This window comes from Bacillus sp. RK1064 (assembly GCF_051488405.1).
GTDB lineage: Bacteria > Bacillota > Bacilli > Bacillales > Bacillaceae > Bacillus.
Map to the genome: position 1 here is coordinate 2295051 of NZ_JBPSCZ010000001.1, position 26888 is coordinate 2321938.

The 26888-nt window shown below is 40.8% G+C and carries 29 protein-coding genes; 22 read left to right on the plus strand and 7 right to left on the minus strand.

Annotation, left to right across the window (positions count from 1 at the left end; all coding sequences use genetic code 11):
* Window positions 1-5: 5 nt before the first annotated feature.
* The 4 genes from recF to dnaA form a co-directional block, all read right to left on the minus strand.
* Complete coding sequence (gene recF / locus ACSSTM_RS11775; RefSeq protein WP_034660671.1) at window positions 6-1118, minus strand: DNA replication/repair protein RecF; 1113 nt, start codon at window positions 1116-1118, stop codon at window positions 6-8.
* Window positions 1119-1134: 16 nt separating this feature from the next.
* Window positions 1135-1350 (minus strand): S4 domain-containing protein YaaA, encoded by a 216-nt coding sequence (gene yaaA / locus ACSSTM_RS11780; RefSeq protein ID WP_003215257.1) that lies wholly within the window; start codon window positions 1348-1350, stop codon window positions 1135-1137.
* Between the two features lie 150 nt (window positions 1351-1500).
* Complete coding sequence (dnaN, locus tag ACSSTM_RS11785) at window positions 1501-2637, minus strand: DNA polymerase III subunit beta (RefSeq protein ID WP_034660670.1); 1137 nt, start codon at window positions 2635-2637, stop codon at window positions 1501-1503.
* A gap of 196 nt (window positions 2638-2833) precedes the next feature.
* Complete coding sequence (gene dnaA, locus ACSSTM_RS11790; RefSeq protein WP_034660669.1) at window positions 2834-4174, minus strand: chromosomal replication initiator protein DnaA; 1341 nt, start codon at window positions 4172-4174, stop codon at window positions 2834-2836.
* 619 nt (window positions 4175-4793) lie between these two features.
* Between dnaA and rpmH the strand changes: the two genes are divergently transcribed.
* The 11 genes from rpmH to ACSSTM_RS11845 all read left to right on the plus strand — a co-directional run bounded on the left by rpmH (window position 4794) and on the right by ACSSTM_RS11845 (window position 15116).
* Entirely contained in the window at window positions 4794-4928 is a 135-nt protein-coding gene (gene rpmH, locus ACSSTM_RS11795) for a 50S ribosomal protein L34 (RefSeq protein ID WP_008360908.1), read from the plus strand.
* 78 nt (window positions 4929-5006) lie between these two features.
* Window positions 5007-5366 (plus strand): ribonuclease P protein component, encoded by a 360-nt coding sequence (rnpA, locus tag ACSSTM_RS11800; protein ID WP_034660668.1) that lies wholly within the window; start codon window positions 5007-5009, stop codon window positions 5364-5366.
* Between the two features lie 158 nt (window positions 5367-5524).
* The gene (gene spoIIIJ, locus ACSSTM_RS11805; RefSeq protein WP_420735007.1) at window positions 5525-6307 is read left to right on the plus strand and encodes a YidC family membrane integrase SpoIIIJ; all 783 of its coding nucleotides are present in this window, start codon (window positions 5525-5527) and stop codon (window positions 6305-6307) included.
* Window positions 6304-6927, plus strand: coding sequence for an RNA-binding cell elongation regulator Jag/EloR (gene jag / locus ACSSTM_RS11810; protein ID WP_420735005.1), 624 nt, complete (start codon window positions 6304-6306; stop codon window positions 6925-6927). Before spoIIIJ ends, jag begins: the two co-directional genes overlap by 4 nt.
* Window positions 6928-7329: 402 nt before the next feature.
* Entirely contained in the window at window positions 7330-8709 is a 1380-nt protein-coding gene (gene mnmE / locus ACSSTM_RS11815; RefSeq protein WP_060597707.1) for a tRNA uridine-5-carboxymethylaminomethyl(34) synthesis GTPase MnmE, read from the plus strand.
* 17 nt (window positions 8710-8726) lie between these two features.
* Window positions 8727-10613 (plus strand): tRNA uridine-5-carboxymethylaminomethyl(34) synthesis enzyme MnmG, encoded by a 1887-nt coding sequence (gene mnmG, locus ACSSTM_RS11820; RefSeq protein WP_420735004.1) that lies wholly within the window; start codon window positions 8727-8729, stop codon window positions 10611-10613.
* Between the two features lie 13 nt (window positions 10614-10626).
* Window positions 10627-11346 carry a 16S rRNA (guanine(527)-N(7))-methyltransferase RsmG gene (gene rsmG, locus ACSSTM_RS11825; RefSeq protein WP_034660662.1) on the plus strand — a complete coding sequence of 240 codons (720 nt, stop codon included), beginning with the start codon at window positions 10627-10629 and terminating at the stop codon, window positions 11344-11346.
* Window positions 11347-11451: 105 nt separating this feature from the next.
* Window positions 11452-12327, plus strand: a complete 876-nt coding sequence (gene noc / locus ACSSTM_RS11830; RefSeq protein WP_034660661.1) for a nucleoid occlusion protein — start codon at window positions 11452-11454, stop codon at window positions 12325-12327.
* A gap of 118 nt (window positions 12328-12445) precedes the next feature.
* Window positions 12446-13270: an orthopoxovirus pf05708 family protein gene (locus ACSSTM_RS11835; protein ID WP_034660658.1), complete on the plus strand. Its 825-nt coding sequence runs from the start codon at window positions 12446-12448 to the stop codon at window positions 13268-13270.
* 237 nt (window positions 13271-13507) lie between these two features.
* Complete coding sequence (gene soj / locus ACSSTM_RS11840) at window positions 13508-14269, plus strand: sporulation initiation inhibitor protein Soj (protein WP_034620351.1); 762 nt, start codon at window positions 13508-13510, stop codon at window positions 14267-14269.
* Window positions 14262-15116, plus strand: coding sequence for a ParB/RepB/Spo0J family partition protein (locus ACSSTM_RS11845; RefSeq protein ID WP_034660656.1), 855 nt, complete (start codon window positions 14262-14264; stop codon window positions 15114-15116). Before soj ends, ACSSTM_RS11845 begins: the two co-directional genes overlap by 8 nt.
* Before the next feature lie 25 nt (window positions 15117-15141).
* Here ACSSTM_RS11845 and yyaC read toward each other — a convergent pair whose 3' ends face one another.
* A complete protein-coding gene (gene yyaC, locus ACSSTM_RS11850) occupies window positions 15142-15768 on the minus strand; it encodes a spore protease YyaC (RefSeq protein WP_034660655.1) in 627 nt (208 codons plus the stop codon).
* Between the two features lie 72 nt (window positions 15769-15840).
* On the opposite strand from yyaC, the gene ACSSTM_RS11855 reads away from it, so the two are divergent.
* Window positions 15841-16896 (plus strand): YkvI family membrane protein, encoded by a 1056-nt coding sequence (locus ACSSTM_RS11855; protein ID WP_095286177.1) that lies wholly within the window; start codon window positions 15841-15843, stop codon window positions 16894-16896.
* A 25-nt stretch (window positions 16897-16921) separates the two neighbouring features.
* Here the strand turns inward: ACSSTM_RS11855 and ACSSTM_RS11860 are convergent, their stop codons facing one another.
* Window positions 16922-17332: a hypothetical protein gene (locus ACSSTM_RS11860; protein WP_095286176.1), complete on the minus strand. Its 411-nt coding sequence runs from the start codon at window positions 17330-17332 to the stop codon at window positions 16922-16924.
* A gap of 15 nt (window positions 17333-17347) precedes the next feature.
* A complete protein-coding gene (locus tag ACSSTM_RS11865) occupies window positions 17348-18667 on the minus strand; it encodes a phage hydrolase (protein WP_034660651.1) in 1320 nt (439 codons plus the stop codon).
* Window positions 18668-18961: 294 nt separating this feature from the next.
* Here ACSSTM_RS11865 and ACSSTM_RS11870 point away from each other — a divergent pair, with 294 nt between their 5' ends.
* The 10 genes from ACSSTM_RS11870 (at window position 18962) to wrbA (ending at window position 26885) form a co-directional block, all read left to right on the plus strand.
* Window positions 18962-19168 carry a DUF951 domain-containing protein gene (locus ACSSTM_RS11870; RefSeq protein WP_012011910.1) on the plus strand — a complete coding sequence of 69 codons (207 nt, stop codon included), beginning with the start codon at window positions 18962-18964 and terminating at the stop codon, window positions 19166-19168.
* Between the two features lie 216 nt (window positions 19169-19384).
* Window positions 19385-20485 (plus strand): redox-regulated ATPase YchF, encoded by a 1101-nt coding sequence (gene ychF, locus ACSSTM_RS11875; protein ID WP_034660650.1) that lies wholly within the window; start codon window positions 19385-19387, stop codon window positions 20483-20485.
* A gap of 108 nt (window positions 20486-20593) precedes the next feature.
* The gene (gene rpsF, locus ACSSTM_RS11880) at window positions 20594-20881 is read left to right on the plus strand and encodes a 30S ribosomal protein S6 (protein WP_003215073.1); all 288 of its coding nucleotides are present in this window, start codon (window positions 20594-20596) and stop codon (window positions 20879-20881) included.
* Window positions 20882-20917: 36 nt separating this feature from the next.
* On the plus strand, window positions 20918-21463 hold the full coding sequence (ssbA, locus tag ACSSTM_RS11885; protein ID WP_034660649.1) for a single-stranded DNA-binding protein SsbA: 546 nt from the start codon (window positions 20918-20920) through the stop codon (window positions 21461-21463).
* Window positions 21464-21503: 40 nt separating this feature from the next.
* Window positions 21504-21743: a 30S ribosomal protein S18 gene (gene rpsR, locus ACSSTM_RS11890; RefSeq protein ID WP_008347556.1), complete on the plus strand. Its 240-nt coding sequence runs from the start codon at window positions 21504-21506 to the stop codon at window positions 21741-21743.
* Between the two features lie 212 nt (window positions 21744-21955).
* Entirely contained in the window at window positions 21956-22921 is a 966-nt protein-coding gene (locus ACSSTM_RS11895) for an ABC transporter ATP-binding protein (RefSeq protein WP_342689354.1), read from the plus strand.
* Window positions 22914-24431: an ABC transporter permease/substrate-binding protein gene (locus tag ACSSTM_RS11900; protein WP_342689353.1), complete on the plus strand. Its 1518-nt coding sequence runs from the start codon at window positions 22914-22916 to the stop codon at window positions 24429-24431. Before ACSSTM_RS11895 ends, ACSSTM_RS11900 begins: the two co-directional genes overlap by 8 nt.
* Window positions 24432-24621: 190 nt before the next feature.
* On the plus strand, window positions 24622-25593 hold the full coding sequence (locus ACSSTM_RS11905; RefSeq protein WP_342689352.1) for a ring-cleaving dioxygenase: 972 nt from the start codon (window positions 24622-24624) through the stop codon (window positions 25591-25593).
* Window positions 25590-26198 (plus strand): alpha/beta hydrolase, encoded by a 609-nt coding sequence (locus ACSSTM_RS11910; protein WP_080869564.1) that lies wholly within the window; start codon window positions 25590-25592, stop codon window positions 26196-26198. Before ACSSTM_RS11905 ends, ACSSTM_RS11910 begins: the two co-directional genes overlap by 4 nt.
* A 72-nt stretch (window positions 26199-26270) precedes the next feature.
* Complete coding sequence (gene wrbA, locus ACSSTM_RS11915) at window positions 26271-26885, plus strand: NAD(P)H:quinone oxidoreductase (RefSeq protein ID WP_003215063.1); 615 nt, start codon at window positions 26271-26273, stop codon at window positions 26883-26885.
* Window positions 26886-26888: the final 3 nt, after the last annotated feature.

The window sequence follows — 26888 nt, forward strand, 5'->3', positions numbered from 1 at the left end:
ATTTATCAGTCAATTACTTTTCCACTGGCTACTCTGAAAATTTCCGCTTCTTTCAAGGTGGCGTGATCGATGCCTTCAACACTTGTTGTGGTGACGAAGGTCTGTACACGTCCCTGAATGGTATGGAGCAAATGAGACTGTCTGTAATCATCAAGTTCAGATAAAACATCATCGAGTAGAAGAATGGGATATTCTCCGATTTCTTCATGTATCAGGTCGATTTCTGCCAGCTTTAGTGAAAGAGCTGTTGTTCTTTGCTGCCCTTGAGAGCCATATGTCTGAACATCCCGACCATTCACAAAGAAAAGAAGGTCATCTCTGTGAGGTCCCCACAGTGTCACTCCTCGGTCTATTTCTCTGTCTCTTAGTTTCTGAAACGATTCTTCATAGCTATTCTTTATTTTCGACAAGTCTGACGCTTCTGATACCTCTATCGCAGTCTGGTATTGGAGCGTGAGTGTTTCTAGCTCTCTAGAAATGCCAAAATGCAGCGGCTGCGCCCATTTCTCGAGCTGTTTCGTAAAAGTCAGTCGTCTTTTGACAACTTTCACTGCCGCATCAATCAACTGCTCTGTTAAAACCTCCAGCATCGCTTGATCCGTTTGCTTTCTTGTCTGCAATTGTTTCAAGTAATGATTCCGCTGAGAGAGGATTTTTTGATAGAGCGATAAATCATGCAAATAGACAGCCGAAACTTGTCCAATCTCCATATCGAGGAATCTTCTGCGGATTTGCGGGCTGCCCTTCACAAGACTTAAGTCCTCTGGTGCAAACATGATGGTGTTTAACGCACCAACATAATGACTGAGCTTCTGTTGTTCAATGTGATTGACCTTGCCCTTTTTCCCTTTTTTTGAGATCACGAGCTGCATTGGGAGTGGACCATTTTTTTTGATGACTCTACCTTCTATTTTAGCATAGTCTTGGTCCCATCGGATAAGTTCTTTATCATTTGACGTACGATGCGACTTTGCCATCGACAATACGTAGATCGCTTCCATCAAGTTCGTTTTACCTTGGGCATTCTCACCGATCATGACATTCACCTTGTTGTCGAATTGAAGCTCAGTGTGTTCATAGTTTCTGTATGAAGTTAACGCCAGACTTTGAATGTACATGTATTGTCACCCGTTTCTAATTCACAACTTGAAATGTGCCATAACCTTCTATCTCGACAACATCTCCTGGGTATAGTTTGCGTCCCCGTCTATTATCTGGCTCTTGATTAATGAACACCTCATGTTCACTTAAAAACCATTTCGCCATTCCGCCAGATTGGATGACTTCGGCTAATTTCAAAAACTGCCCTAAAGTAATCATTTCTTTCTCAATGGTTATAAGATTAGGCATTATATCGACCTCTTTCAATATCACTAATATCTAATTGTACTAAAAAACAAGACAAGAAGGAAAGGGGGAAAGCGAACTAGGATGAAAGAAAGCATGGTAAACGAGAAGAAAAGCTGCTGTGCACTCACACAGCAGCTATTTTAGATTGGATTAATATGTTCTGACTGGGAGAATCAACTGCAAGATTGAATCATCATTTGGCGTGCGCAACAGGAACGGTCTCATGGCACCAGTGAAGCTTACATGAATTTCTGTTCCCTCTAATACTTTTAACGCATCCAGCATATATTTTGGACTGAAGGAGATTTTGAGGTCCTCCCCTTTAATGTCATCCGCTTGAACCGTTTCGACTACTTTACCGATTTCAGGTGAATTAGAAGAAATCTCAAGGCTTTGTTCAGGATCAGCTGACAGTTTTACGACATTATTGCGTCCTTCTCTTGCCAAAAGTGATGCACGATCAATAGCTTGAAGGAATTCCTTCGTGTTGACCACGACATCCGTTTTACTTTCTTGCGGGATCAGGCGAGCTGTATCTGGATAATTACCATCCAGCAATCTTGAGAAGAACAACACGTTTTGTGCTTTAAAGAGAACTTGCGTTTCTGTAATCACGATGCTCACAAGATCTTGTCCGTCATCAAGGATTCTACTTAGCTCTGTTAAACTCTTCCCTGGAATTACGACATTGTATGAGCTTTCCTCGTCAATATCCAACTTCGCTTTTCTTAAAGCAAGACGGTGGCTATCCGTCGCTGTGCATATTAATTCACCTTTCTCTACCTTCCAGTTTACACCTGTCAAGATAGGTCGTGTTTCTGAGGTGGACACTGCAAAAACGGTTTGACGAATTAAGTTTTTAAGCAAATCTGTCGGGACTTGAAATGCATGATGCTCTTCAATTTGCGGCAGATGCGGATATTCCTCAGCATCTAAGCCGTTTAAGTTAAATTCCGCTGAACCAGAACGGATGATCGTGAGGTGATTTTGTTCTACTTCAATTTCGACAGTAGCCATTGGCAGTTTCTTCACAATTTCACTAAAGAAGCGGGCCTGAAGCACAATACTCCCTGGACGGTCAATCGTGATTACTTCTAAATCTCCATCTCTTTGAGGAATAAAGGATTCAATTGAGATATCAGAGTCGCTTCCTGTTAGAGAAACCCCCTCATCAGATGCAACAATTTTAATCCCTGTCAAAATAGGTATCGTTGTTCTAGAGGATACGGCCTTTAATACATCTTGGACACTTTCGACAAGACGATCTTTTTGAATCGTGAATTTCATAGTGGTCCTCCTAAATTTTCTTAATGACATGTATATATATTTTATTAATAAAAATCGTAGAAGTAATAGTAGGGCTTGTGAATATGTGGATAAGTCGGTAAAAAGAAAGGAAAGACAGCCTATCCACATGTGGACAGACTGTGTATGACTATGCTCTAGTTATTCACATTTTCCCGTACTTATTATATCAGCTTGGTTATTTTAATTGTTCTTTGATTTCTTTCACATGCTGCTGAAGCTGTTCATCCTCAACCATTAATTTCGAAATCTTCTCATGAGCATGAATGACAGTCGTATGATCACGACCTCCAAATTCTTCTCCTATTTTAGGCAGAGAGGAATCGGTCATTTCTCTAGAGAGATACATGGCAATTTGTCTTGGATAAGCAACTGACTTCGTACGTTTCTTCGCTTTGAAATCCTCTAAGCGTATATTAAATTGCTGCCCTACAATTCTTTGAATATCTTTAATTGTAATGACTCTTGGCTTCGATGAAGGAATGATGTCCTTTAGGGCCTCAGCTGCTAGATCCGCATTGATGTCTTTATTAATTAAAGAAGAGTAAGCAACGACACGAATCAAAGCACCCTCCAGTTCACGAATGTTGCTGTCGATTTGATTGGCAATATAAAGCATGACTTCATTCGGAATGTCTAAGCCTTCTGCTTTTGCCTTTTTTCGCAAAATTGCAATACGTGTTTCTAAATCTGGCGGGGTAATGTCTGTGATTAAGCCCCATTCGAATCGAGAGCGTAATCTGTCTTCAAGTGTCGGAATTTCTTTCGGCGGCCGGTCACTAGAAATGACGATTTGCTTACTTTCTTCGTGAAGTGTGTTGAATGTATGGAAAAACTCTTCTTGTGTTTGTTCTTTTCCTGCTAAAAATTGAATATCATCTATCAAAAGCACATCTACATTCCGATAGCGATTACGGAAATCGACAGCTTTGTTGTCTCGGATTGAGTTGATAAATTCATTTGTAAATTTTTCAGATGATAGATAGACCACTTTGGCTGATGGATTATGGTCGATGACATAATGACCAATCGCATGCATCAAGTGAGTCTTTCCTAAACCAACGCCCCCATAAATAAAGAGCGGGTTATATGCTTTTGCCGGTGCTTCCGCAACTGCAAGTGAAGCGGCATGCGCAAATCGGTTGCCTGAACCAATAACAAAAGTATCAAATGTATATTTTGGATTCAGCATATTTTGTGGAATATCAACGGCCTCTTCTTTAGACATTTTTTTAATTGGAGACTTTGGCATGGCTTCCACTTCATCCTGATTTTGAGGAATAATAAATTTAATGCTGAGCTCTTCACCTGTCAGTTCGTAGATGGTATCAGCAATTAAGTGGAGATATCTTGATTCCAGCCAGTCTCTAGCAAATTCATTAGGTGCCGTAATTGTAAGCGTATCGCCTTGAAGAGAATGGGCTTTTGTCGATTTCATCCATGTCTCAAAACTGGGTTTGCTCAACTTTGTCTCTATTTTTTGAAGTGCTTTATTCCACAGATCCAAAATATTTTCCATAAGGCTTCTCCCCCCTCCTTTTCTTTATAAAATGACCAATATCAAACTGTTATAGAACACGAAAAAGAGCAAATGGTCATCACCATTCGTGCACATACGTTGTTGAAAACAAATAATATAGTAGAAAAACGTCTTTTCGACAAATTACACAGTCTGTGGATAAATAATTCAACAGCCTGTGTAATATCTTTCCACAGCTTATCCACAATTTGTGGATAACGCAAATAGGTCAGATAAGTAATTAAGAGTTAAAACACAAATATAATATCAAAATAAACAAGATGGTGCAATGGGTGTCACAAACTTATCCACACACTTTACATCCTGTTGAAAAATAATTATCCACATCGGTTATTTGTGTGAAAAAAATGTCGATAATGGATGTGGATAGTCTAAATATGCCGGAAAAATATCCACACCCTTGTTTTGCAGGCCTTTTAGGAGGAAAAAAGAATAAAATGCTGGAAACTGAAAAAGAAGGTTTCTTCGTTTGATAAATTATGTTATGCTTATAAGGTTGATAATAAGAGTTTTATCATTGATATTGACAATCGATGGGTTACACAAATATAATGAGTTAGACTGTCTTAAACAGCTATTCCTCAGGGAGGTGTCATAAATGAAAAGAACGTTTCAACCAAATAACCGTAAGCGTAGTAAAGTTCATGGCTTCCGCAGCCGTATGAGTTCTAAAAACGGACGTCTAGTTTTAAAGCGACGCCGCAGCAAAGGTAGAAAAAAATTATCAGCTTAGGCCACTGAATAATGTCAGTGGTCTTTTTTACATAAAATCGTAAATGAACTGTCAGTTTTTATCGGAGTGGAAGAAAACATGAAGAAGCGAAACAGGCTAAAAAAAAATGAAGAGTTTCAAAAAGTGTTCAGAAAAGGTCAATCAATGGCGAATCGTCAATTCGTTATTTACCAGCTGGATCAACCAAATCAAGATGAACTGCGTTTGGGATTGTCTGTCAGTAAGAAGATTGGTAATGCAGTGATGAGAAATCGAATTAAACGACTGATCCGCCAGGTGTTTTTAGAGGAAGGTCATAAGTTAAAGCAAGAAAAAGACTACATTGTCATTGCAAGAAAACCAGCAAGTGAATTGACCTTTGAAGAAACAAAGAAGTCTCTCCAACATTTATTTAGAAAATCCGCTGTTTATCAACAACAACCGAAAAAGTCTTCGTAATAGAAACTTTCGTTGAATCAATTTTTAAAAGCGCTTCCTTCATCTAGTGAATTAAAATGAAACCACCACTTTGTAATGAAAAAATGTTACCATACTGATTAGGTGAGTCACTTTCGTAATCAATTCCAACTTAAATAAAGTTTGAAGTAATGGGAGGAATCTTGTTGAAAAGGCGATTATTACTAATATTTAGCTTGATTGGCGTGTTGGTTCTATTGGCAGGATGTACACAAATCAATGAACCAATCACATCAGATAGTAAGGGATTCTGGAATTCTTATATTGTTTACCCGCTATCTCAATTAATCACGTACATGGCAAATTTGACTGGTGAAAACTACGGGGTTGCGATCATTATTGTGACACTGTTAATCCGCTTGCTCATTCTACCATTAATGATTAAGCAGTTAAGAAGTACAAAAGCAATGCAAGCATTGCAGCCTGAATTGAAAAAGCTTCGTGAAAAATATAGCTCTAAAGACCAAAAAACTCAGCAGCAGCTTCAACAGGAAACAATGGCCCTTTTCCAAAAAAATGGCGTCAATCCATTAGCTGGATGTTTCCCGATTTTAATTCAGATGCCAATCCTAATTGGTTTTTATCATGCGATTATGAGAACAGCAGAAATTAAAAAGCATACATTTTTATGGTTTGACTTAGGCAGTCCAGATCCATTGTTCCTATTACCGATCATTGCGGGGGTAGCTACTTTCATTCAGCAAAAACTGATGATGGCTGGAAATCCTTCGGACAACCCTCAAATGGCTATCATGCTATGGGTTATGCCGATTATGATCATTGTATTTGCCATTAGTTTCCCAGCAGCACTTTCATTGTACTGGGTTGTAGGTAACATTTTCATGATCATCCAAACATTAGTGATTAAAACTCCTCAAGTAAATTTGGATACAAAAGAAAAAGCTGGCGGGAATAAAAAATGAAGGAAATAACTGCTGTCGGTCGCACAATCGAAGAAGCAGTAGATTCCGGACTTAAACAAATTCAACTTCTAAAAGAAGAAGTAGATATCACAATAGTTGATGAAGGAAATAAAGGTTTCTTAGGATTATTTGGCAAAAGACAAGCTGTAGTCAAGTTGATAGAAAAGAGAAATGCTCTTAAATTAGCTACACAGTATTTAGATAATATTGTTAAATCAATTGATCCTAAAGTGAAGATTGTTTCCAAAAAGGAACCGAAAAAGATTTCTTTCCACATTGATGGAGATAAAACGTCATTAATGATTGGAAAAAGAGGACAAACTTTGTACTCTTTAGAAACATTGGTACAGCTAGTATTTAATCGCTATTCTGATCAGTATCATCATATTACCATTGATATTGGAGATTATAGGAAGAAGCGACAAGAAGCACTTGAACAATATGCCGTCAAGACAGCAAACAGAGTTTTAAAAACGAAGAGAAAGGTTCATTTAGAACCAATGCCTTCTAATGAACGAAAAGTAATTCATGATACGATCGCCGCATTTTCTAAAGAACTTGCAACGGCATCGGAAGATACAGGCAGCAAGCGTCATGTTGTGGTGCTGTATAAAAAATAACAGAAAGGCTAGAATTCAGCAAAGCTGGATTTTAGTCTTTTTTTATTGAAAAATTGTCTTTCTATAGAAGATTCATCCTTTATTTCTAAAAAATTAGTGTGTGATATGAGTGGAAAACGCCATTTTTACAAGTAAGTAAAGGGATCAGGGCGTTTAAATTTATTGGATTTCGGTGTAAGATGTGAAGATAAGTTTAGAACGTCGTTATTCACATGTGGATAAGTTAAGTGTTAAAATAGATAGGATGCAAAGCTGTGGATAATTAGATATGGAATACTTTCACTTCGCTTTCATTTATGGTATCTTTAAATTTTGGATTAAGCGTTTTTGATATAGAGATGGACAACGTCCATTTAATAGATAAAAGACTGTCTATTAAGTAGAGAAAGAGGTGATTGAGTGATGGATACAATTGCAGCCATTTCTACACCGATGGGTGAAGGAGCAATTGCGATTATTCGTTTAAGTGGGCCTGATGCGGTACAGATCGCTGATCGGATGTATAAAGGGCCTAAGGAGAAAAAACTTGTATCAGTGGATTCCCATACAATTCATTATGGTCATATTGTGGATTCAAGTACTGATCAAGTAATAGAAGAGGTCATGGTGTCAGTACTTCGAGCGCCAAAAACATTTACGAGAGAAGACGTTATTGAGATTAACTGCCATGGCGGAATTGTAACGGTCAATAAAGTATTGCAGCTTGCTTTAAGAGAAGGAGCAAGATTAGCGGAGCCAGGTGAGTTCACAAAACGTGCTTTCTTAAATGGAAGAATAGATCTTTCGCAAGCAGAGGCTGTCATGGACTTGATTCGGGCAAAGACTGATCGTGCGATGAACGTAGCAATCACTCAAATGGAGGGACGCCTCTCCGGTTTGGTTCAGCGACTGCGCGGCGAGATCCTAGAAACACTGGCGCATATTGAAGTCAATATTGACTACCCTGAGTATGACGATGTTGAAGAAATGACACATCGCGTCTTAGTGGAAAAAGCGACATCGGTCAAAAAAGAAATTGAGTCGCTGCTTTCGACTTCTCAGCAAGGGAAAATCCTTCGAGAGGGCTTATCCACTGTGATTATAGGAAGACCGAATGTTGGAAAGTCTTCCTTGCTGAATAGCCTTGTACAGGAAACAAAGGCGATTGTCACAGATATTCCTGGAACTACGAGAGATGTCATTGAGGAATATGTGAATGTAAGAGGTGTACCTCTTCGTCTAGTCGATACTGCGGGTATACGTGAGACTGAGGACATTGTTGAGCGTATAGGGGTTGAACGATCTAGACAGGTCTTAAAAGAAGCTGACCTGATTTTACTTGTGCTCAATTATAGCGAAGAATTATCAGAAGAAGATATGAAGCTTTTTGAGGCTGTCTCAGGTATGGATATCATCGTGATTGTGAATAAGACAGACCTTGAGCCTAAGCTTGATGTAGAAAAGGTCAAGCAGTTAGCGAAGGATCGTCCGGTCGTCACCACATCATTATTACAAGAAAAGGGCATTGATGAGCTTGAAATGGCGATTCAATCACTGTTCTTCACTGGATCAATTGAAAGTGGAGATTTAACGTATGTAAGTAATACAAGGCATATTGCCCTCCTTCAGGCAGCAAAACAATCAATTGAGGATGCTCTTGAAGGCATTGAAATGGACGTACCGATCGACATTGTTCAAATAGATTTAACACGCTGCTGGGAACAGCTCGGTGAAATTATAGGAGATGCTGTTCATGAAAGCTTGATTGATCAGCTATTCTCTCAATTTTGTTTAGGAAAGTAAAGGGAGGAACATAAGAAATGGGTTATGAAGCTGGCAATTATGACGTCATCGTCGTGGGTGCCGGTCATGCTGGGGTTGAGGCTGCTCTTGCTTCTGCAAGACAGGGCGCCAAAACACTTGTATTGACTATCAACCTCGATATGGTTGCTTTTATGCCATGTAATCCGTCCGTAGGCGGTCCTGCAAAAGGGATTGTCGTTAGAGAAATTGATGCACTGGGCGGAGAAATGGCACGAAATATAGATAAGACGCATATCCAAATGCGCATGCTGAATACGGGGAAAGGACCTGCTGTCCGTGCGTTAAGAGCGCAAGCAGATAAGTTCCAATATCAGCATGAAATGAAAAAAACAATGGAAAATGAACCGAACCTGACAATGCTTCAAGGTATGGTGGATCATTTAATTGTAGAAGATGATGAATGTAAAGGTGTCGTTACCCAAACAGGAGCAAACTATCGTGCGAAGTCTGTTGTATTAACGACTGGGACTTTCTTAAAAGGCCGCATTATTTTAGGGGATCTATCGTATTCAAGTGGTCCTAATAACCAGCAGCCATCAATCAAATTATCGGATCACCTAGCAGAGTTAGGATTCGATTTGGTTCGCTTTAAAACAGGAACACCTCCTCGAGTGAATAGTCACTCGATTGACTATAGTAAAACAGAAATTCAACCAGGTGATGATGTTCCGCGGGCGTTCTCCTATGAAACGGTTGAATATATTACAGACCAACTGCCATGCTGGTTAACATATACGAGTTTAGAAACACATCAAATTATTGATGAGAATCTTCACCGTTCTCCAATGTATTCAGGTATGATTAAAGGAACTGGTCCTAGATACTGCCCTTCCATTGAAGATAAAGTGGTTCGTTTCAATGACAAACCGAGACATCAAATTTTCTTAGAGCCAGAAGGTCGTAATACGCAGGAAGTGTATGTTCAAGGATTATCTACAAGTCTTCCAGAGGATGTACAGCAGCGCATGCTTTCCACCATCCCAGGGCTCGAAAATGTACAAATGATGAGAGCGGGTTATGCCATTGAGTATGATGCAATTGTGCCTACTCAATTGTGGCCTACACTTGAGACGAAGAAAATTTCTGGATTATATACAGCGGGCCAAATTAATGGTACGTCTGGCTATGAGGAAGCAGCAGGTCAAGGAATTATGGCAGGTATTAATGCAGGAAGAAAAGCATTGGGTAAAGAAGAAGTCATTTTAAGCCGATCTGATGCATATATCGGTGTTCTCATTGATGACCTTGTCACAAAGGGAACAAATGAACCTTACCGTCTTTTAACATCCCGTGCAGAGTATCGTTTGCTTCTTCGTCATGACAATGCGGATTTAAGATTAACTGAACTTGGCTATCATATTGGATTAATTTCTCAAGAAAGATTCCAGACATTCCAGCAGAAAAAAGAAGCCATTGAAGCAGAGAAAAAACGTTTATATTCTGTCATCATCAAACCTACAGCAGAGACACAAGAATTTATTCGTACACTTGGTGGAAGTGAGCTGAAGGACGGTATTCGTGCAAGTGATTTGATGAAGCGTCCAGAAATGAACTATGAATCTGTTGTGACGTTAGCTCCTGCTGAAACACCACTTCCTTCTGATGTGTGTGAGCAGGTAGAGATTCAAATTAAATACGAAGGTTATATTGAAAAGTCACTCCAACAAGTTGAAAAGCTGAAAAAGATGGAGAACAAAAAGATTCCTGATCGTATTGATTATGATGCCATCAAAGGAATTGCAACTGAAGCGAAACAAAAGCTGAAAGAAGTCCGACCGCTTTCTGTTGCACAGGCTTCTCGTATTTCAGGCGTTAACCCTGCTGATATTTCTATCCTTTTAGTATATTTAGAGCAGGGACGTATTGCGAAGATAGCAGAATAGAAAGGATGTCGGCATGAACATTGAACAATTTACAGCAGCACTAGAGGAGAAAGGGATGACTCTTTCTCCTGTGCAGCTTGAACAATTTGAAACTTACTTCCGCATGCTTGTAGAATGGAACGAGAAGATGAATTTAACGTCCATTACTGAAAAGGAAGAAGTGTATTTAAAGCATTTTTATGATTCAATTTCAGCAGCATTTTTTATTGATTTTCACAAAGTGACGACGATTTGCGATATTGGAGCTGGTGCTGGTTTCCCAAGCATTCCTCTTAAAATTTGCTTCCCTCATCTACATGTAACCATTGTTGATTCTCTTCAGAAACGAATTACGTTTCTCAATGAGTTAGCAAAAGGGTTAAACTTACAAGATACTACTTTTTATCATGATCGTGCGGAGACGTTTGGACAACGTAAGGAAAAGCGTGAAAGCTATGATCTTGTCACTGCTAGAGCGGTTGCGCGTTTATCCGTCTTGAGCGAACTATGTCTGCCCCTTGTAAAAAAGGAAGGATTGTTTGTTGCATTAAAAGCATCTGCCGCTGATGAAGAAATGCAAGCAGGGAAAAAAGCTGTTACTGTCCTCGGAGGAGAGGTTGTTGAAAAGCATTCCTTTGTTCTTCCTTTAGAAGAAAGCGAACGGAACATCATTGTCATTGAAAAGAAAAAGCAAACACCAAAAAAATATCCTAGAAAACCAGGAACACCTAATAAATCACCAATAGAAGGTTGATCATGTAAAAGGTCGGTTTTTCTTCAATATTTAAGATTTTACAGAAGGAAAAAACATGAGAAAATAGAATTATAAAAAGGTAGTTTTTAAAGGTGGTGTAGGTTCATGAAGCATTCACTCTCACGCTTCTTCGGGCTTGGTGACAAAGAACATCCTGAGCGTGAAACCGAAATAGAGGCAGAGATTGCTGAGCATGATACATTAAAGGAAGAGATACAGGAGCTCCCGGTCGACACAATTATGCCAAACCGTTTTCAGCCACGCACCATTTTTTCAGAAGAAAAGATACATGAGCTGGCCACGACGATTCATACCCATGGCATTATCCAACCTATTGTTGTCAGACCAACAGAAGAAGAAGGTAAATATGAACTGATCGCCGGCGAAAGACGTTGGAGAGCGGTACAGACTCTTCAATGGGAGAAAATCCCCGCTATTATAAAAGACTTTACTGATACGGAAACGGCATCTGTGGCATTGATTGAAAATTTGCAAAGGGAAGAGCTGTCTGCTATTGAAGAGGCTCATGCTTATGCACGCCTTTTAGAGCTTCATGATTTAACACAGGAGGCGCTTGCTCAGCGTTTAGGCAAGGGACAATCAACTGTTGCAAACAAATTAAGACTTTTAAAGTTGCCTGAAGAGGTACAACAGGCCATTTTAGAGAAAAAAATCTCTGAAAGGCATGCACGTTCACTTGTACCCCTAAAGCTTCCAGAATTACAAATCGCGCTATTGCAGGAAATCATCGAAAAGCAGCTGAATGTAAAACAGACTGAAGAGCGTGTAGTGAAAATGCTTGAACAAAAAACAGATCGCAAACCGAAGCCAAAACGTAAGGCGTTTAGTCGTGATACACGAATTGCGATGAATACCATTCGTCAGTCTCTCCATATGGTAGAAGACAGCGGGCTTAAAATAAATACCGAGGAAGAAGAGTTTGAGGAATATATCCAATTAACGATTCGGATTCCTAAATAGAAAAAAGCTGATGAGAGCCACTCGTCAGCTTTTTTTATTGGTTCCACAATATATTTACTTATTATTCATAAATTGGTAGAATATGATTTTCATAGAAGAAAGGAGGTGACATGACTCGATGAAAATGAAAAAGACGAAATTTGTTATTATTTGTTATTTACTATTTTCTTTTTTTCTTTTTACAAATGAAACAACCATATTTGCTGTGAATTCGCCAACGGCTCCTGCAGAAGAAAGCCCGCTGGCCAAAAAAGAACTGAACGTTCTGAAGAAACAAGGTGTTGTTTCTAAGGAGGTCACTTTACAGCAATTAAATCATGAGCATGAGTCTCAGGACGACACAATTGACTTGATTTCAGCTAGCGATGATTTGAAGGACTATGGCTTACAACAAAACAAGCAGGATGAGTTGGTAACGGATGAAAAGCCGCACACCATCAAGCACCTTTTAGGAAAGCCGTATCCTGGTACCGATATTATGCCTAAAAAAGGAGATATATTGGTGACAAGTACTGATGCTTTGAAGGGTATCGTTGGACATGCAGGTATCGTCATTAATGAGAAAAGCTTTGCTTCTATTCCAGGGTTTCGACAGCATCCTCAGCTTGATTCCATTCTTAACTGGTTTCGCTATAATGCCAATACAAAGGTAATTCGAATTAATCAAGAGGAAACAGCAGACCTGGCAGGGGAATGGGCGCACGATTATGTGAAAACTCATCCAAAGGCTCGATACTCCATCACCCTGTCAATTCAATCACTCGATCCGACGTATTGTTCAAAGATTGTGTGGCAGGCCTATGCCAAAACTGGTGACGCTTTGGGACATGCGACATATACCATTAAAACCCCCTACGGATTCTTAAAAAAGAGAAGCTATCATACAGTGACTCCTAAAGTCATTGTGAACGAAGGCCGTAAAATTGGTGGATTACATTTTTGACATGTGCCCCTCACTTTTGATGAAAGTGAGGGTTTTTTATGCTTGTCTTTTCCACCAAAAAGATATATCGATATATTTTTTAATCCGTTTTGGTTCGTCCTTTCATGTACGAAAATAGACATTTGCTGACGAATATATAATGGAGAAACAAAAAAAGCAAACGTTTCATACTTTTTTTGATAGAATAGGAAGTATGAATAAAATGAGAAACTTGTTAAGTTGAAAGTGGGTGACATCGTGGGAAAAATCATAGCGATTACCAACCAGAAGGGCGGCGTCGGGAAGACGACAACTTCTGTTAATTTGAGTGCGTGTTTAGCATACATAGGTAAACGAGTGTTGTTAGTTGATATTGATCCGCAGGGCAATGCCACGAGTGGTATTGGGATTGAGAAGGCCGACGTAGAGAAGTGTGTGTATGATATTTTAGTTGATGATGCAGATGTCCTTGATGTGATTAAGACGACAGAGGTCGAAAATCTTGATGTCATTCCTGCGACGATACAGCTTGCAGGGGCTGAAATAGAGCTTGTGCCTACGATTTCACGTGAAGTGAGATTGAAGAGAGCACTTGAATCTGTTAAGCAAAATTATGATTATATGATTATTGACTGCCCGCCATCACTCGGATTACTGACGATTAATGCGTTAACAGCATCCGATTCCGTTTTAATTCCGGTACAGTGTGAATATTATGCGCTTGAAGGATTGAGCCAATTGTTAAACACAGTTCGTCTCGTGCAGAAACATTTAAATACTGATCTTGCCATTGAAGGTGTCTTGCTGACAATGCTTGATGCACGAACAAATCTTGGGATTCAGGTCATTGAAGAAGTGAAGAAATACTTTAGAGATAAAGTCTATCAGACCGTGATTCCGCGAAATGTGAGACTGAGTGAAGCGCCTAGTCATGGGAAACCGATTATCTTGTATGATCCACGTTCAAGAGGTGCAGATGTCTATTTAGACTTAGCAAAGGAAGTGGATGCGAATGGCTAAAGGTCTTGGAAAGGGTATTAATGCACTATTTAACAATGTAGACTCAAATGAAGAAACGGTCGAAGAAATCAAATTAAAGGATTTGCGTCCGAACCCGTATCAGCCAAGGAAAACGTTTGATGATGATGCATTGGCTGATCTGAAAGAATCAATTCAGCAGCACGGAGTTTTACAGCCGATCATTGTCCGTAAATCGATTAAAGGATATGACATTGTAGCAGGTGAACGTCGTTTCCGTGCAGCACAGCAAGCTGGTCTGACAACGATTCCTGCGATCGTCAGAGAATTTTCAGAAACGCTGATGAGAGAGATTGCCCTTTTAGAAAACCTGCAGCGCGAGGATTTATCTCCATTAGAAGAAGCGGAAGCCTATGCTTCCTTGCTAGATCACCTCAGTGTGACGCAAGAGGAATTAGCGAAGCGATTAGGGAAGAGCAGACCGCATATTGCGAACCATCTTCGTCTTTTGACTTTACCGGATGAAGTACAAAAGCTGATTGAAGATGGAACGTTGTCGATGGGACATGGAAGAACATTGCTTAGCTTGAAAAACAAAAATAAGCTAGCGCCATTGGTAAAGAAAATCGTGGATGAGGGGTTAAACGTACGCCAGGTTGAGAAACTTGTTCAGCAGTTAAACGAAAATGTTCCACGTGAAACAAAGAAAAAAGAAGCACCAAAGGATCGAGTCTTGAAAGAAAGAGAGTCTTTCTTACAAAACTACTTTGGCACTTCAGTGACGATCAAGAAACAGAAGAAAAAAGGAAAAATTGAGATTGAATTTCTCTCCAACGAAGATTTAGAAAGAATCCTCGAATTGCTTTCTACGAGAGAATCATCAGAGTGACCATCTTGATACGAGATGGTCTTTTTTATATTCTGCCGGTGATATTTTGAATAGGAGCGAAAAGGGACCGATTTTTTTCTCTTGTCCAATCCATTTGATCAATGTGAGATAGACTTTCAGAAAGTGTATTGGCCATAGACATGACAAGATGAAGACGTGTGTTTTGGAGAACGAAGTATTCCATAAAACCGCTCACATTGACGATTCCATTAATATGAATATCTCCTACCTCTGGCAGCTCCTTTTGTACACCCGCCCCAGGCTTTAACGGTCCATCTCCAATTTGGAAGGAGCCTACACTTTTCACTCTTCCTAAACAGGCATCAATCGCTACAATAAACGGATGTTTATGAGCTTGTTCAATTTCAGCGAGCTTTTCTTTTAAATTGACCGCATGAACTGGGTCAGAGAGCGTTCCATATACATGAAGCTTTTTCAAATCCAGACCTGAAAGCTTTGTACCAACAAGTGGACCTAGAGAGTCGCCAGTTGAGCGGTCTGTTCCAATACAAACGATGGCAACGGGTCTTTTTCCTGCTTTCTGAAGATGCGAGAATAAAATACTTTTAAGCTGTTGAATGGCATTTGTATCCGTATGGGACACGTATTCTTTCACCCTATTTCTAAAAAAAAGACCGTTCTTGCTATTCATAGGTCTCACTTCCTTGTCATAGTAGTTAGTAACAGTATACGGAAACAAGCTTAATTCTATACCTATGAGGTGATGATTGTGTGGAAGGCTGGTTCAAGGTGGACGCTTTTAATTTTAGGAAGCTTAATAGGAGCGGGGTATGCTTCCGGCCAAGAAATTTGGCAGTTTTTTGGCATTGATAGCGGACTAGCCATTCTACTGTTTACATTGATGTTTATGCTGTCTACCTATGTGGTGTTGAAAATCAGTTATGAGGTACGTGCCGATCACTTTGTGCCAGTGCTAGAGCGGCTTGTCGGTCCATGGCTGGCTAAAGTGTATGACGTTTTAATTGTCCTTTATTTATTCACGACAACGACAGTCATGATTGCCGGTGGCGGGGTGACACTCGAGATGTATCATGTACCATTTTGGATTGGCATCGGTGCATTTTGTCTGTTTTCATTTATGATTTTTTTCTGGGATGTGAAAGGGCTCTTATCTGTGAATGCTTTCATTATACCAATTTTGGTGGCGGGGCTCATCTATGCGTTTGTTTTTTATTATATGAACCATGATCATATGTGGCGGATTGATTTTGGGCAGCAGTACAATTGGCCTGCCAGCATTGTCTTTGCCTCTTTGAATATATTATCTGTGGTGGCAGTGCTGTCTTCGGTTGGGAAAGAAATGAAGGGGCTTGGAGAGGCCAAAGTGGCGAGTATATTAAGCGGCCTGATTTTTGGGGTCATCTCGTACGTGTATAACGAAATACTGGTTGATATTTCTGGGAGTCTATCAGCAGAAGGCATTCCTTTGTTTACAGTATTAGAAGGAGCACCGACATCATTGTTTGTGTTTATGACGGTTGTCCTTTGTCTAGCTATTTATACGACGACAGCTGCAGGTTTATTTGGTCTATCCAGCCGGATGCTCTCTTTTGTCCCCTTGCCTCGCTGGCTGGTTGTGCTTGTGATGCTTCTTTTGATGGCGCCTTTAACATCTCTTGGGTTTGCCGATTTGATTGCTTTCTTGTATCCGATATATAGTTTGCTGAATCTTTATTTGCTTGTCTGTTTAATGCTATATCCGATTTTAAGTAAAAAGATATTTTCCCGCTCTAAAAATTATATTGGTAAAATAAAATAAGCACCTCTCTTTGTCAGAGCGGTGCTTATTTTATCCGAATAGAATCAATGGCGTCTTTGATATCATCATAGACTGGCATTTGCTTGAGACGCTGAAGTCGTTCCTCTAATTCTGAAATGGCTTGTCCCTTTAAATGCTGGGAGATGTGTTGTTTGACAATGGTCGTTTGGTTGATCATGTCTTCGGTTTTAGACAATTGATACTCCAAGTGCACGCGAGTGTTTGCTAATTCGTCATGAAGCCGCATTTTGAGCAGCCGTTTTAGATCCTTTCGCTGTCCTTCTCTGCGTATGGCCTGAATTGCGGCCATTTCTTCGGGGGACTGCGTCTGTGTTTGCGGTGCCGATTGACTTTCAAATACAGACATGGAGCGGCGGGCACTCACATTTTGCAAGAAACGCTGGGCGTCACTAGGAGGTTTATTTTGATTGATCATGCGATGACTCCTTTCTTAATGAATACCCATTTGCATCGCAAGGCGTCTATCTGCCTTGGCGTAGTCATCACCCATTGTGTACATATGTCTTGAAAGGGTAGAAAGTTCTTGTTCGTAATCTCTCAGGGTGTACAAGGCATTCAGCTGTTTTTCGTGTGAATAAAAGGAGGAATGATGTTGTTCCATCCTCACTTCCTCTACTAGTGCTTCCACATCACTAGGACTTAGTAAATCATAGTGACCAAAGCCGACGAGTCCTTTGAGCTCCTGTTTTACATGCTGGACGGCGTCTTTTACACTTTCATCGATCCCATCGATTTTCTCAAATATAGTGTGTACTTCATGTTCAATCACACTTTGGAGATCGTAGGATGAATTTTTCAGTAAATGGGATTTTATGATAATTTCAAGGCCGCTTTGTGCATATGCACGTCCAGAATGGATTTCTTGCAACAGCATGGCTGTAAAACTTGTATTATGATCAAGCTGTTCATCTAAAATACGGGCAGACCCATCTGTGTGAAATGAATACCCATTTACTTTGTAACTCCCAGAAATAAGAGCTAAAAAAGCATTTGTATCAAAGGATTCGTTCCATTCTATATTCATAGACGCAAACGCTGATTTTAAAAAGGTGTCAATTTCTCTTTTTTTGTATGTAACGGGTTCTTGGACGGCGTCTTGCTGCCGTGGCGGTACAGTATACTTGACTTGACCAACCCCATGATCATGACGATTGAGTAAACCTACATAATGACTAGGTTGAATATATTCAGTCAATATCCGTGTGTATTGACCTTGCTGCGCTTTCTGCTGAATCGCAGGCGACAGACTGCTCCATATATTTGGGCTATCAAAGGTGACGGCTTTTTTGACAGCTGGCTGTTCTGTTGCAACATAAGCACAAACAGCACCGGCAAGGGCTTGTCCAGTGAGATAGATACCTGCATTTGGATGCTGCTGACAGACTTGCTCTATGTATTCCTTTCCTTTAAAAAAGACATGATCTTGATTGCCATCAAGGGACTTCCTTTCAATGGGATAGGCATAATCCGTTTTGAGCAATGACTGTGCCGCGGTGTGTACATCTTGTGGCGAGGTCACCGGCATTTGATTTGGCTGCGGACAGTGAAAAGCGACGATGAACTCGTCTGATTGTTCCGGCTGCATCGTTAAACCATATAATTGATGATCGACCTTGAGAAAATCATGGACAGTGAGCGTTTGCTGACCTATTTCTATCGTATGGTGCTGCTGGTAATTGTCTATGTTTCCAGCATGATCGGATATGATTTTATATTCTTTATCAGTTAATCTATCCTTTCGATTGACCATCGTACCTGCTCCCTCACATAACATTTATGCAGATATCATAAATCAAAAAATATGGAAAAACCACAGCGTTCTACCAATAAAAACCTTTTGACCTACAGTGTTTGTGACAATATTGAAAAAAAGCGGAGTTTAAGTAACTATTGGTCACAAATAAAATGATCTAAAAGAAGGGTTTTTTCTATAAAAAAGAATAGGATGAATGATTGAAAGAGGTTCTTTGTTTTGTACATTGCTCTTCATCGCCGTTTTTTTGTACAATAGATTCAATGAAGTGAGCAAGAGAGGTGAAGGCTGATGGCAGACAAAGCGTTTGGGTTACATGACGTCGTTGAAATGAAGAAACCCCATCCATGTGGTGTCAATCGGTGGAAAGTTATTCGATTGGGCATGGATATTCGCATTAAATGTGAAGGCTGCGGGCACAGCGTGATGATCCCAAGAAGAGACTTTGAACGAAAAATGAAGAAAATTCTCGTCAAGCATGAGGAGCCAACTGCTTAAGCAGGCCTCATGCTTTTTTGATGAAATTCGTCTTTTGTATAGAAGAAGCAGGTGTAAATTCGCGTTTTAAAGCACTGATTAATCCTTTTTGGCAATGTTTCTTCTATTGATAATGCATAACGGTTAGCTTGTCTTTTCATGTAAACCTACTTATAATTGCTCTAGGTTCATATTACGCAGTCTAACGAGCACGTTTGATATAGAGGAGATGAAAGAATGGCTTTAACAGCTGGTATTGTTGGCTTACCTAACGTCGGGAAGTCAACGCTATTTAATGCAATTACACAGGCTGGAGCGGAGTCTGCTAACTATCCGTTTTGTACCATTGATCCAAACGTCGGAATTGTAGAAGTTCCAGACGAGCGTTTGCAAAAACTAACAGAATTGGTGCAGCCGAAAAAGACAGTTCCGACTGCTTTTGAATTCACTGATATTGCCGGTATAGTCAAAGGGGCTTCTAAAGGTGAAGGTTTAGGAAATAAATTCCTTTCTCACATTCGTCAAGTAGATGCGATCTGTCACGTGGTGAGAGCTTTTGCAGATGATAACATCACACACGTATCAGGTAAGGTTGACCCTGTGTCAGATATCGAAACCATTAATTTAGAATTAATTTTGGCTGATTTAGAAACAGTTGAAAAGCGTTTGGCTCGTGTGAGTAAGCTTGCAAAACAAAAGGATAAGGAAGCGGTAGCTGAATTTGATATTTTGTCGAAGCTAATGGACGCATTTGAAGCTGGGAAATCGGCAAGATCTGTAGAATTTACAGATGAGCAGCAGAAGCTTGTGAAACAGCTTCATTTACTCACATCTAAACCAGTTCTTTATGTAGCAAATGTTAGTGAGGATGAAGTAGCGGATCATGACGGTAACGAATATGTGCAGCAAATCCGTGAGTTTGCTTCTGGTGAAAATGCTGAAGTCATCGTCGTTTGTGCGAAGATCGAGTCTGAAATTGCAGAGCTTGAAGGAGAAGAGAAGCAGATGTTCCTTGAAGAGCTTGGCATCAAAGAGTCAGGTCTAGATCAGCTGATTCAAGCATCTTATTCACTTCTTGGCTTAGCTACTTATTTCACAGCAGGTGAGCAGGAAGTACGCGCTTGGACGTTTAAAAAAGGAATGAAGGCACCGGAATGTGCTGGAATCATTCATACAGACTTCGAGCGTGGATTTATTCGTGCTGAAACGGTTGCATATGAGGATTTACTTGCTGGCGGAAGCATGTCTGCTGCAAAAGAGGCAGGAAAAGTTCGTCTAGAAGGTAAAGAATATGTAGTGAAAGATGGAGACGTCATTCATTTCCGTTTTAATGTATAGGTTCTTGTCATAGGCCAAGAGATTTGTTATAATATACAATTGTGAGTAATATAATTTATTGCTCCTTGCCCGTTTAGGGCCGCTTAGACCAAAAGGAGGTGCAATCAGATGAGAAAGTACGAAGTTATGTACATCATCCGCCCAACAGTTGACGATGAGGCTAAAAAAGCAGTTATCGAGCGTTTCAATAACGTGTTAACTTCTAACGGTGCGGAGATCACTGGAACAAAGGATTGGGGTAAACGTCGTCTTGCATACGAAATCAACGATTTCCGTGAAGGCTTCTACCAAATCGTAAACGTTCAATCTGACGCTGCAGCAGTTCAAGAATTTGACCGCTTAGCTAAGATCAGTGACGATATCATTCGCCACATTGTTGTTAAAGAAGAAGTATAAATCATTGAAATATATATTTAAAGGTGGTCTTTCAATATGCTAAACCGTGTTGTATTGGTCGGAAGACTAACAAAAGACCCTGAGCTTCGCTACACGCCTAATGGTGCGGCTGTAGCCACGTTTACTCTAGCTGTGAATCGTACGTTTACGAATCAATCTGGAGAGCGTGAAGCCGATTTCATTAACTGTGTTACTTGGAGAAGACAAGCCGAGAACGTGGCTAATTTCTTGAAAAAAGGAAGTCTTGCCGGTGTAGACGGTCGTTTGCAGACAAGAAACTATGAAAATCAGCAAGGACAGCGTGTCTTCGTGACAGAGGTTCAAGCTGAAAGTGTTCAATTTCTTGAGCCTAAGAGCGGCGGTGCTGGTTCAGGTGGATACAGCGGCGGTGGCAATAGCGGAGGCCAGTATTATGGCGGTAGCCAAAACGATCAGAATCCATTCGGAAATGAACCAAATCAAAATCCATATGGCAATCAAAGCAACCAACAAAATCGTAATCAGGGAAATAGCTTCAATGATGACCCATTTGCGAATGATGGTAAACCGATTGACATCTCCGATGATGATTTGCCATTCTAATTGATCTGAAAAATTGACTAAAGGAAAGGTGTGAAAACAAATGGCAGGTGGACGCAGAGGCGGTCGTGCGAAACGTCGTAAGGTATGTTTCTTTACTTCTAACGGTATCACGCACATCGATTACAAAGATGTTGATCTTCTTAGAAAGTTTGTTTCTGAGCGTGGTAAAATTTTACCTCGTCGTGTAACAGGAACTAGCGCTAAGTATCAACGTAAATTGACATTAGCGATTAAAAAATCACGTCAAATGGCATTACTTCCATACGTTACTGGTGAGTAAGTCGTTGACTTAAAAGCGGAGAGCCTCGAGCTCTTCGCTTTTTTTATTTGTCTCACTAAGAATCTCATCCGAATTGGCTAGAGCTGTTTTTGGCGGGCATCCTAGGGGAAGTATGTAAAAGAGAGAGAAAGTGACAGTTTGTTCTATACAAATACGGGGTCAATCTGTCATATTGATAGTCTAGAAAATAATTGCAGTCAGGGCGTGGGAAGATGATTGAATTTAAGAAGGTATCGATGCAATTTTCTGATGAGCGCTATGCCGTTCAATCGGTTGATTTAGAGATTCAGAAAGGTGAATTTTTTGTATTTATTGGACCTAGTGGAAGCGGGAAAACGACGACATTGAAAATGATCAATCGTCTCATTTCTTCTACAGAAGGTGAGATTTACATAAAAGGTCAAAAAATAAATGATTATGATATGTATGAGCTGCGCTGGGATATTGGGTATGTTCTGCAGCAAATTGCCCTTTTTCCTCATATGACCATTGAAGAAAATATCGCCGTGGTACCAGAGCTCAAACAGTGGAGCCGGAATGAGACCAATAAGCGTGTCGATGAATTGATGCAGATGGTTGGGCTTGATCCTGCTATGTATCGACATCGAAAGCCGTCAGAGCTGTCTGGCGGACAACAGCAGCGTGTCGGTGTGGCACGTGCACTTGCAGCTGATCCTGAGATTGTCCTGATGGATGAACCCTTTAGTGCGTTAGATCCACTAACGAGGGAGAAATTGCAGGATGATCTGCTTGATTTGCAGCGCCGTATTCAAAAGACCATTGTCTTCGTGACGCATGATATGCAGGAAGCGATGAGGCTTGGTGATCGAATTTGTATCATGAAGGAAGGGAAAGTGGTGCAGATTGGTCGTCCAGAGGAATTGGTTCAACACCCAGTCAATGCTTTTGTTCAGGAGTTTGTCTCAGGGGCTGCTCGCCATGTGGGACATCAAGCGTTTGAGCTAGAGGCCATGGCTAGACCAATGGCTCATGAGGCTCTTTTAGGCTATGAAGCGATCACAGCACATGCCACGCTGGACGATGTCTTATCCCAATTGGCAAAGCATGAGGAATTGGCTGTGGAAAAGGATGGGGAGCGAATTGGACTAGTGAATCGTCAAGCGGTGATTCAGTTTTTAGCTGATTCTCCTAGAGAGAGGGGCGAGTCACATGAATGATTGGATCAGTGTGTTATTGGACCGAAAAGAACAATTGGGACACGCCTTACTTGAGCATATTCAAATTTCTTTTATTGCTTTATTTTTAGCGATTTTGATTGCCATTCCATTAGGTATCTATTTAACGAGGGTGCCAAAGCTTGCAGAGTGGGTGATTGGGGTGACGGCGGTTTTGCAAACAATTCCGTCGCTCGCGCTGCTTGGCTTGTTGATTCCTCTCGTTGGGATTGGACAAGTGCCTGCCATTATTGCGCTTGTCGTCTATGCCTTACTCCCTATTTTAAGAAATACATATACAGGCATTCAGGAGGTCGACCCTTCCCTGAGAGAAGCGGCGCTTGCCATGGGAATGAATCACCGCAAACGGTTATTAAAGGTGGAGCTGCCTTTGGCCATGCCAGTAATCATGGCAGGTATCAGAACCGGGATGGTTCTCATTGTGGGAACTGCCACTCTTGCCGCACTGATCGGAGCTGGGGGGTTAGGAAGTCTGATTTTGCTGGGAATTGATCGAAATGATATGTCGCTCATTGTCATTGGGGCTATACCAGCTGCCTTACTCGCACTCTTATTTGATGTGGTGCTGCACACTTTTGAGAAAATCTCTTTTAAAAAGACTGTGATCTCTGTGACGGTTTTTACTGTGATTGCAGGAGCAGTTGTCGCGGGCCCATTACTGTTTCAACAAGAAAAGAAAGAAATCACCATCGGTGGAAAGTTAGGATCAGAGCCTGAAATCCTGATCTCGATGTATAAGCTTTTAATTGAACAGGATACGGATATTCAAGTCAATCTTAAGCCTGGTCTTGGCAAGACGTCCTTTGTTTTTCAAGCTTTACGGTCTGGTGATATTGATATTTATCCTGAGTTTACCGGTACTGCGATTTCTGAGTTCCTCAAACAAACAGCGAAAAGCACAGATAAAGAAAAAGTGTATGAGCAAGCGCGGCGTGGTTTGGAATCATCCTTTCAGCTCCGCCTTCTTGAGCCGATGGCTTACAACAATACGTATGCTTTAGCCGTGCCTCAGTCGCTGGCTGATCAATATGATGTATCCAATATTTCAGATCTAGGCAAGATCAAGAATCGCATAAAGGCTGGATTCACCTTAGAATTTTCTGATCGACAGGATGGGTATCTAGGTATTCAAAAGACCTATCAATTTTCCTTTGACGATGTGGTGACGATGGAACCGAAGCTTCGGTATCGAGCGCTTCAAAAAGGAGATATCAATTTAGTCGATGCGTATTCGACAGACAGTGAATTGAGGGAATACAAATTAAAGGTGCTTGATGATGATCAGCATGTTTTCCCGCCATATCAAGGAGCACCGCTGCTAAGACAGGAGACATTAACTGAGTTCCCTGAGATCGGGACCTCTCTCAATAAGCTTGGTGGTCAAATCACAGATGATGAGATGAGAGAAATGAATTATGAAGTAAATGTGAAAGGTAAGGATGCATTTCAGGTTGCGAAAGCCTATTTAAAAAAGAAAAAATTACTGCAATAATCAGGAAGAGCAAGTCTGTTATGTAAAAAGCAGACCTGCTTTTTTAAAAGGGAAAACAAAAACCGTTGACATTTATTTAAAAACATCATATCCTTAATTCGAGATAAATATATTTTTTTGATTTAATATCTCGAATTCGAGATAATATAAAGACGTCAGTAAAGACATAATGAATAGAGGCTTGTACTTCATGATGAGGAGGTCATTAGAAGTGAAGAAAATAGAAGGAATTCACCATATCACAGCAATTGTAGGGCATCCTCAGGAGAACGTTGATTTTTATGCAGGTGTTTTAGGACTTCGTCTCGTGAAGAAGACCGTTAATTTTGATGATCCGGGTACGTACCATTTATATTTTGGAAATGAAGGGGGATCTCCGGGGACGATTATCACGTTTTTCCCATGGCCAGGTGCACAAAAGGGACAAATTGGCGCAGGTCAAGTGGGCGTGACGACATATGTCGTACCGCCAGGCGCTTTCTCTTTCTGGAAGGAACGTCTTGAGCAGTTTGATATTTCTTATGAAATGGTTGAACGTTTTGATGAAGCCTTTCTCTCATTTGAAGATCCACACGGCTTGTTGATTGAGCTAGTAGAACGTGCGGAGGGAAAACAAAATGAGTGGACTTTTAACGGGGTCACACCAGATGTCGCGATAAAAGGATTTGGCGGAGCTGTTTTGTTAACATCACAGCCGGAGCAAACGATGCAGCTGCTAGAACAAACAATGGGTTTTGAACGAGTTGGAGCAGAAGAGGACTATGTGAGATTCCGTTCGTTTGGTGAGATAGGCAATGTGATTGATGTGAACAAGACACCTGTTGCACGCGGACGTATGGGTGTTGGGGTTGTGCATCATATTGCATGGAGAGCGACAGATGATCAGGATCAATTAGATTGGCAAAGACATATTGCGCAAAGCGGGTATCAAGTGACACCTGTGCAAGATCGAAATTACTTCAATGCTATTTATTTTAGAGAGCTTGGCGGCATATTATTTGAAATTGCGACTGATCCTCCAGGGTTTGCACACGATGAATCAGTGGAAACAATGGGTGAAGCATTGAAACTGCCACCGCAATATGAGGCGCAGCGCAGTCAGATTGAACAAATTGTGCTGCCAATAGAAGTGAGAGAGATTAAAGGGAAAGGAGATTCATGATGAAGCATCTTTTTCGAAAAGGAAAGAATGAACAAAGACCTGTTTTGTTATTACTGCATGGTACTGGCGGGACGGAAGAAGATTTATTGCCGCTTGCCGATTTAGTAGATGCTGACGCATCCGTTCTTAGTGTGAGAGGAAATGTGTTGGAAAACGGTATGCCGCGCTTTTTCAGGCGTTTGGCAGAGGGTGTATTTGATGAGCAGGATTTAATTGAGCGTACAGAGGAACTATATACATTTATCGGAGAAGCAGCAGATGAATATGGGTTCGATCGTCACAATGTGGTGGCTATCGGATATTCTAATGGGGCAAACATTGCTGGAAGTCTTTTATTCCATTACGAAGATGCGTTAAAAGGAGCGATCCTGCATCATCCAATGGTTCCAAGACGCGGAGTTTCATTGCCTTCATTGGTGGGGAAACAAGTCTTTATCGCAGCTGGTGAAAATGACCCAATGTGCCGCCCAGAGGAATCACAAGAGCTCGAGCAATTGCTGAAAGGCGCAGGCGCTTCGGTCACACTACATTGGGAAAATCGCGGGCATCAGCTAACGAGAGAAGAAGTCGATGCTGCGGCATTATGGTATCGTCGTCAATTTTAATGAAGGTAGGGAATACAGGTGGGATTTTTACAGAAGCTTTTTGGGCAAACCAAACAAAAGGAGATGGAACAAATGGAAAACGTAAAATTAGCGATTATTTATTATAGTTCAACAGGTACAAACTATCAGATGGCAAAATGGGCTGAAGCTGGAGCGAAAGAAGCTGGCGCCGAAGTGAAAGTATTAAAGGTTGCTGAATTGGCACCAGAAGCAGTTGTAGCATCAAATCCAGCATGGAAAGCACATTTAGACGAAACAAAGGATGTTCCAGAGGTTCAATTAAGTGATTTAGAGTGGGCAGATGCCATCATCTTTAGCATGCCGACACGTTTCGGTAACTTGCCGGCTCAAATGAAGCAATTCTTAGATACAACTGGCGGCTTATGGTTCCAAGGGAAATTGGCAAACAAAGCAGTGAGTGCGATGACCTCTGCACAAAACCCAAATGGCGGGCAGGAACAGACCATTCTTAGCCTTTACACAACGATGTTCCACTGGGGAGCGATTATTGCCGCTCCTGGATACACAGATGACTCATTATACGGTGCAGGGGGCAACCCTTACGGCGTGAGTGTCACTGTTGACCAAAATGGAAAGATCCAAGAGGATGCAGAAGCTGCTGCAAAACATCAGGCAAAACGTACAGTCAATGTGGCAGAATGGATCAAAAAAGGTCAAAACGCTTAATCG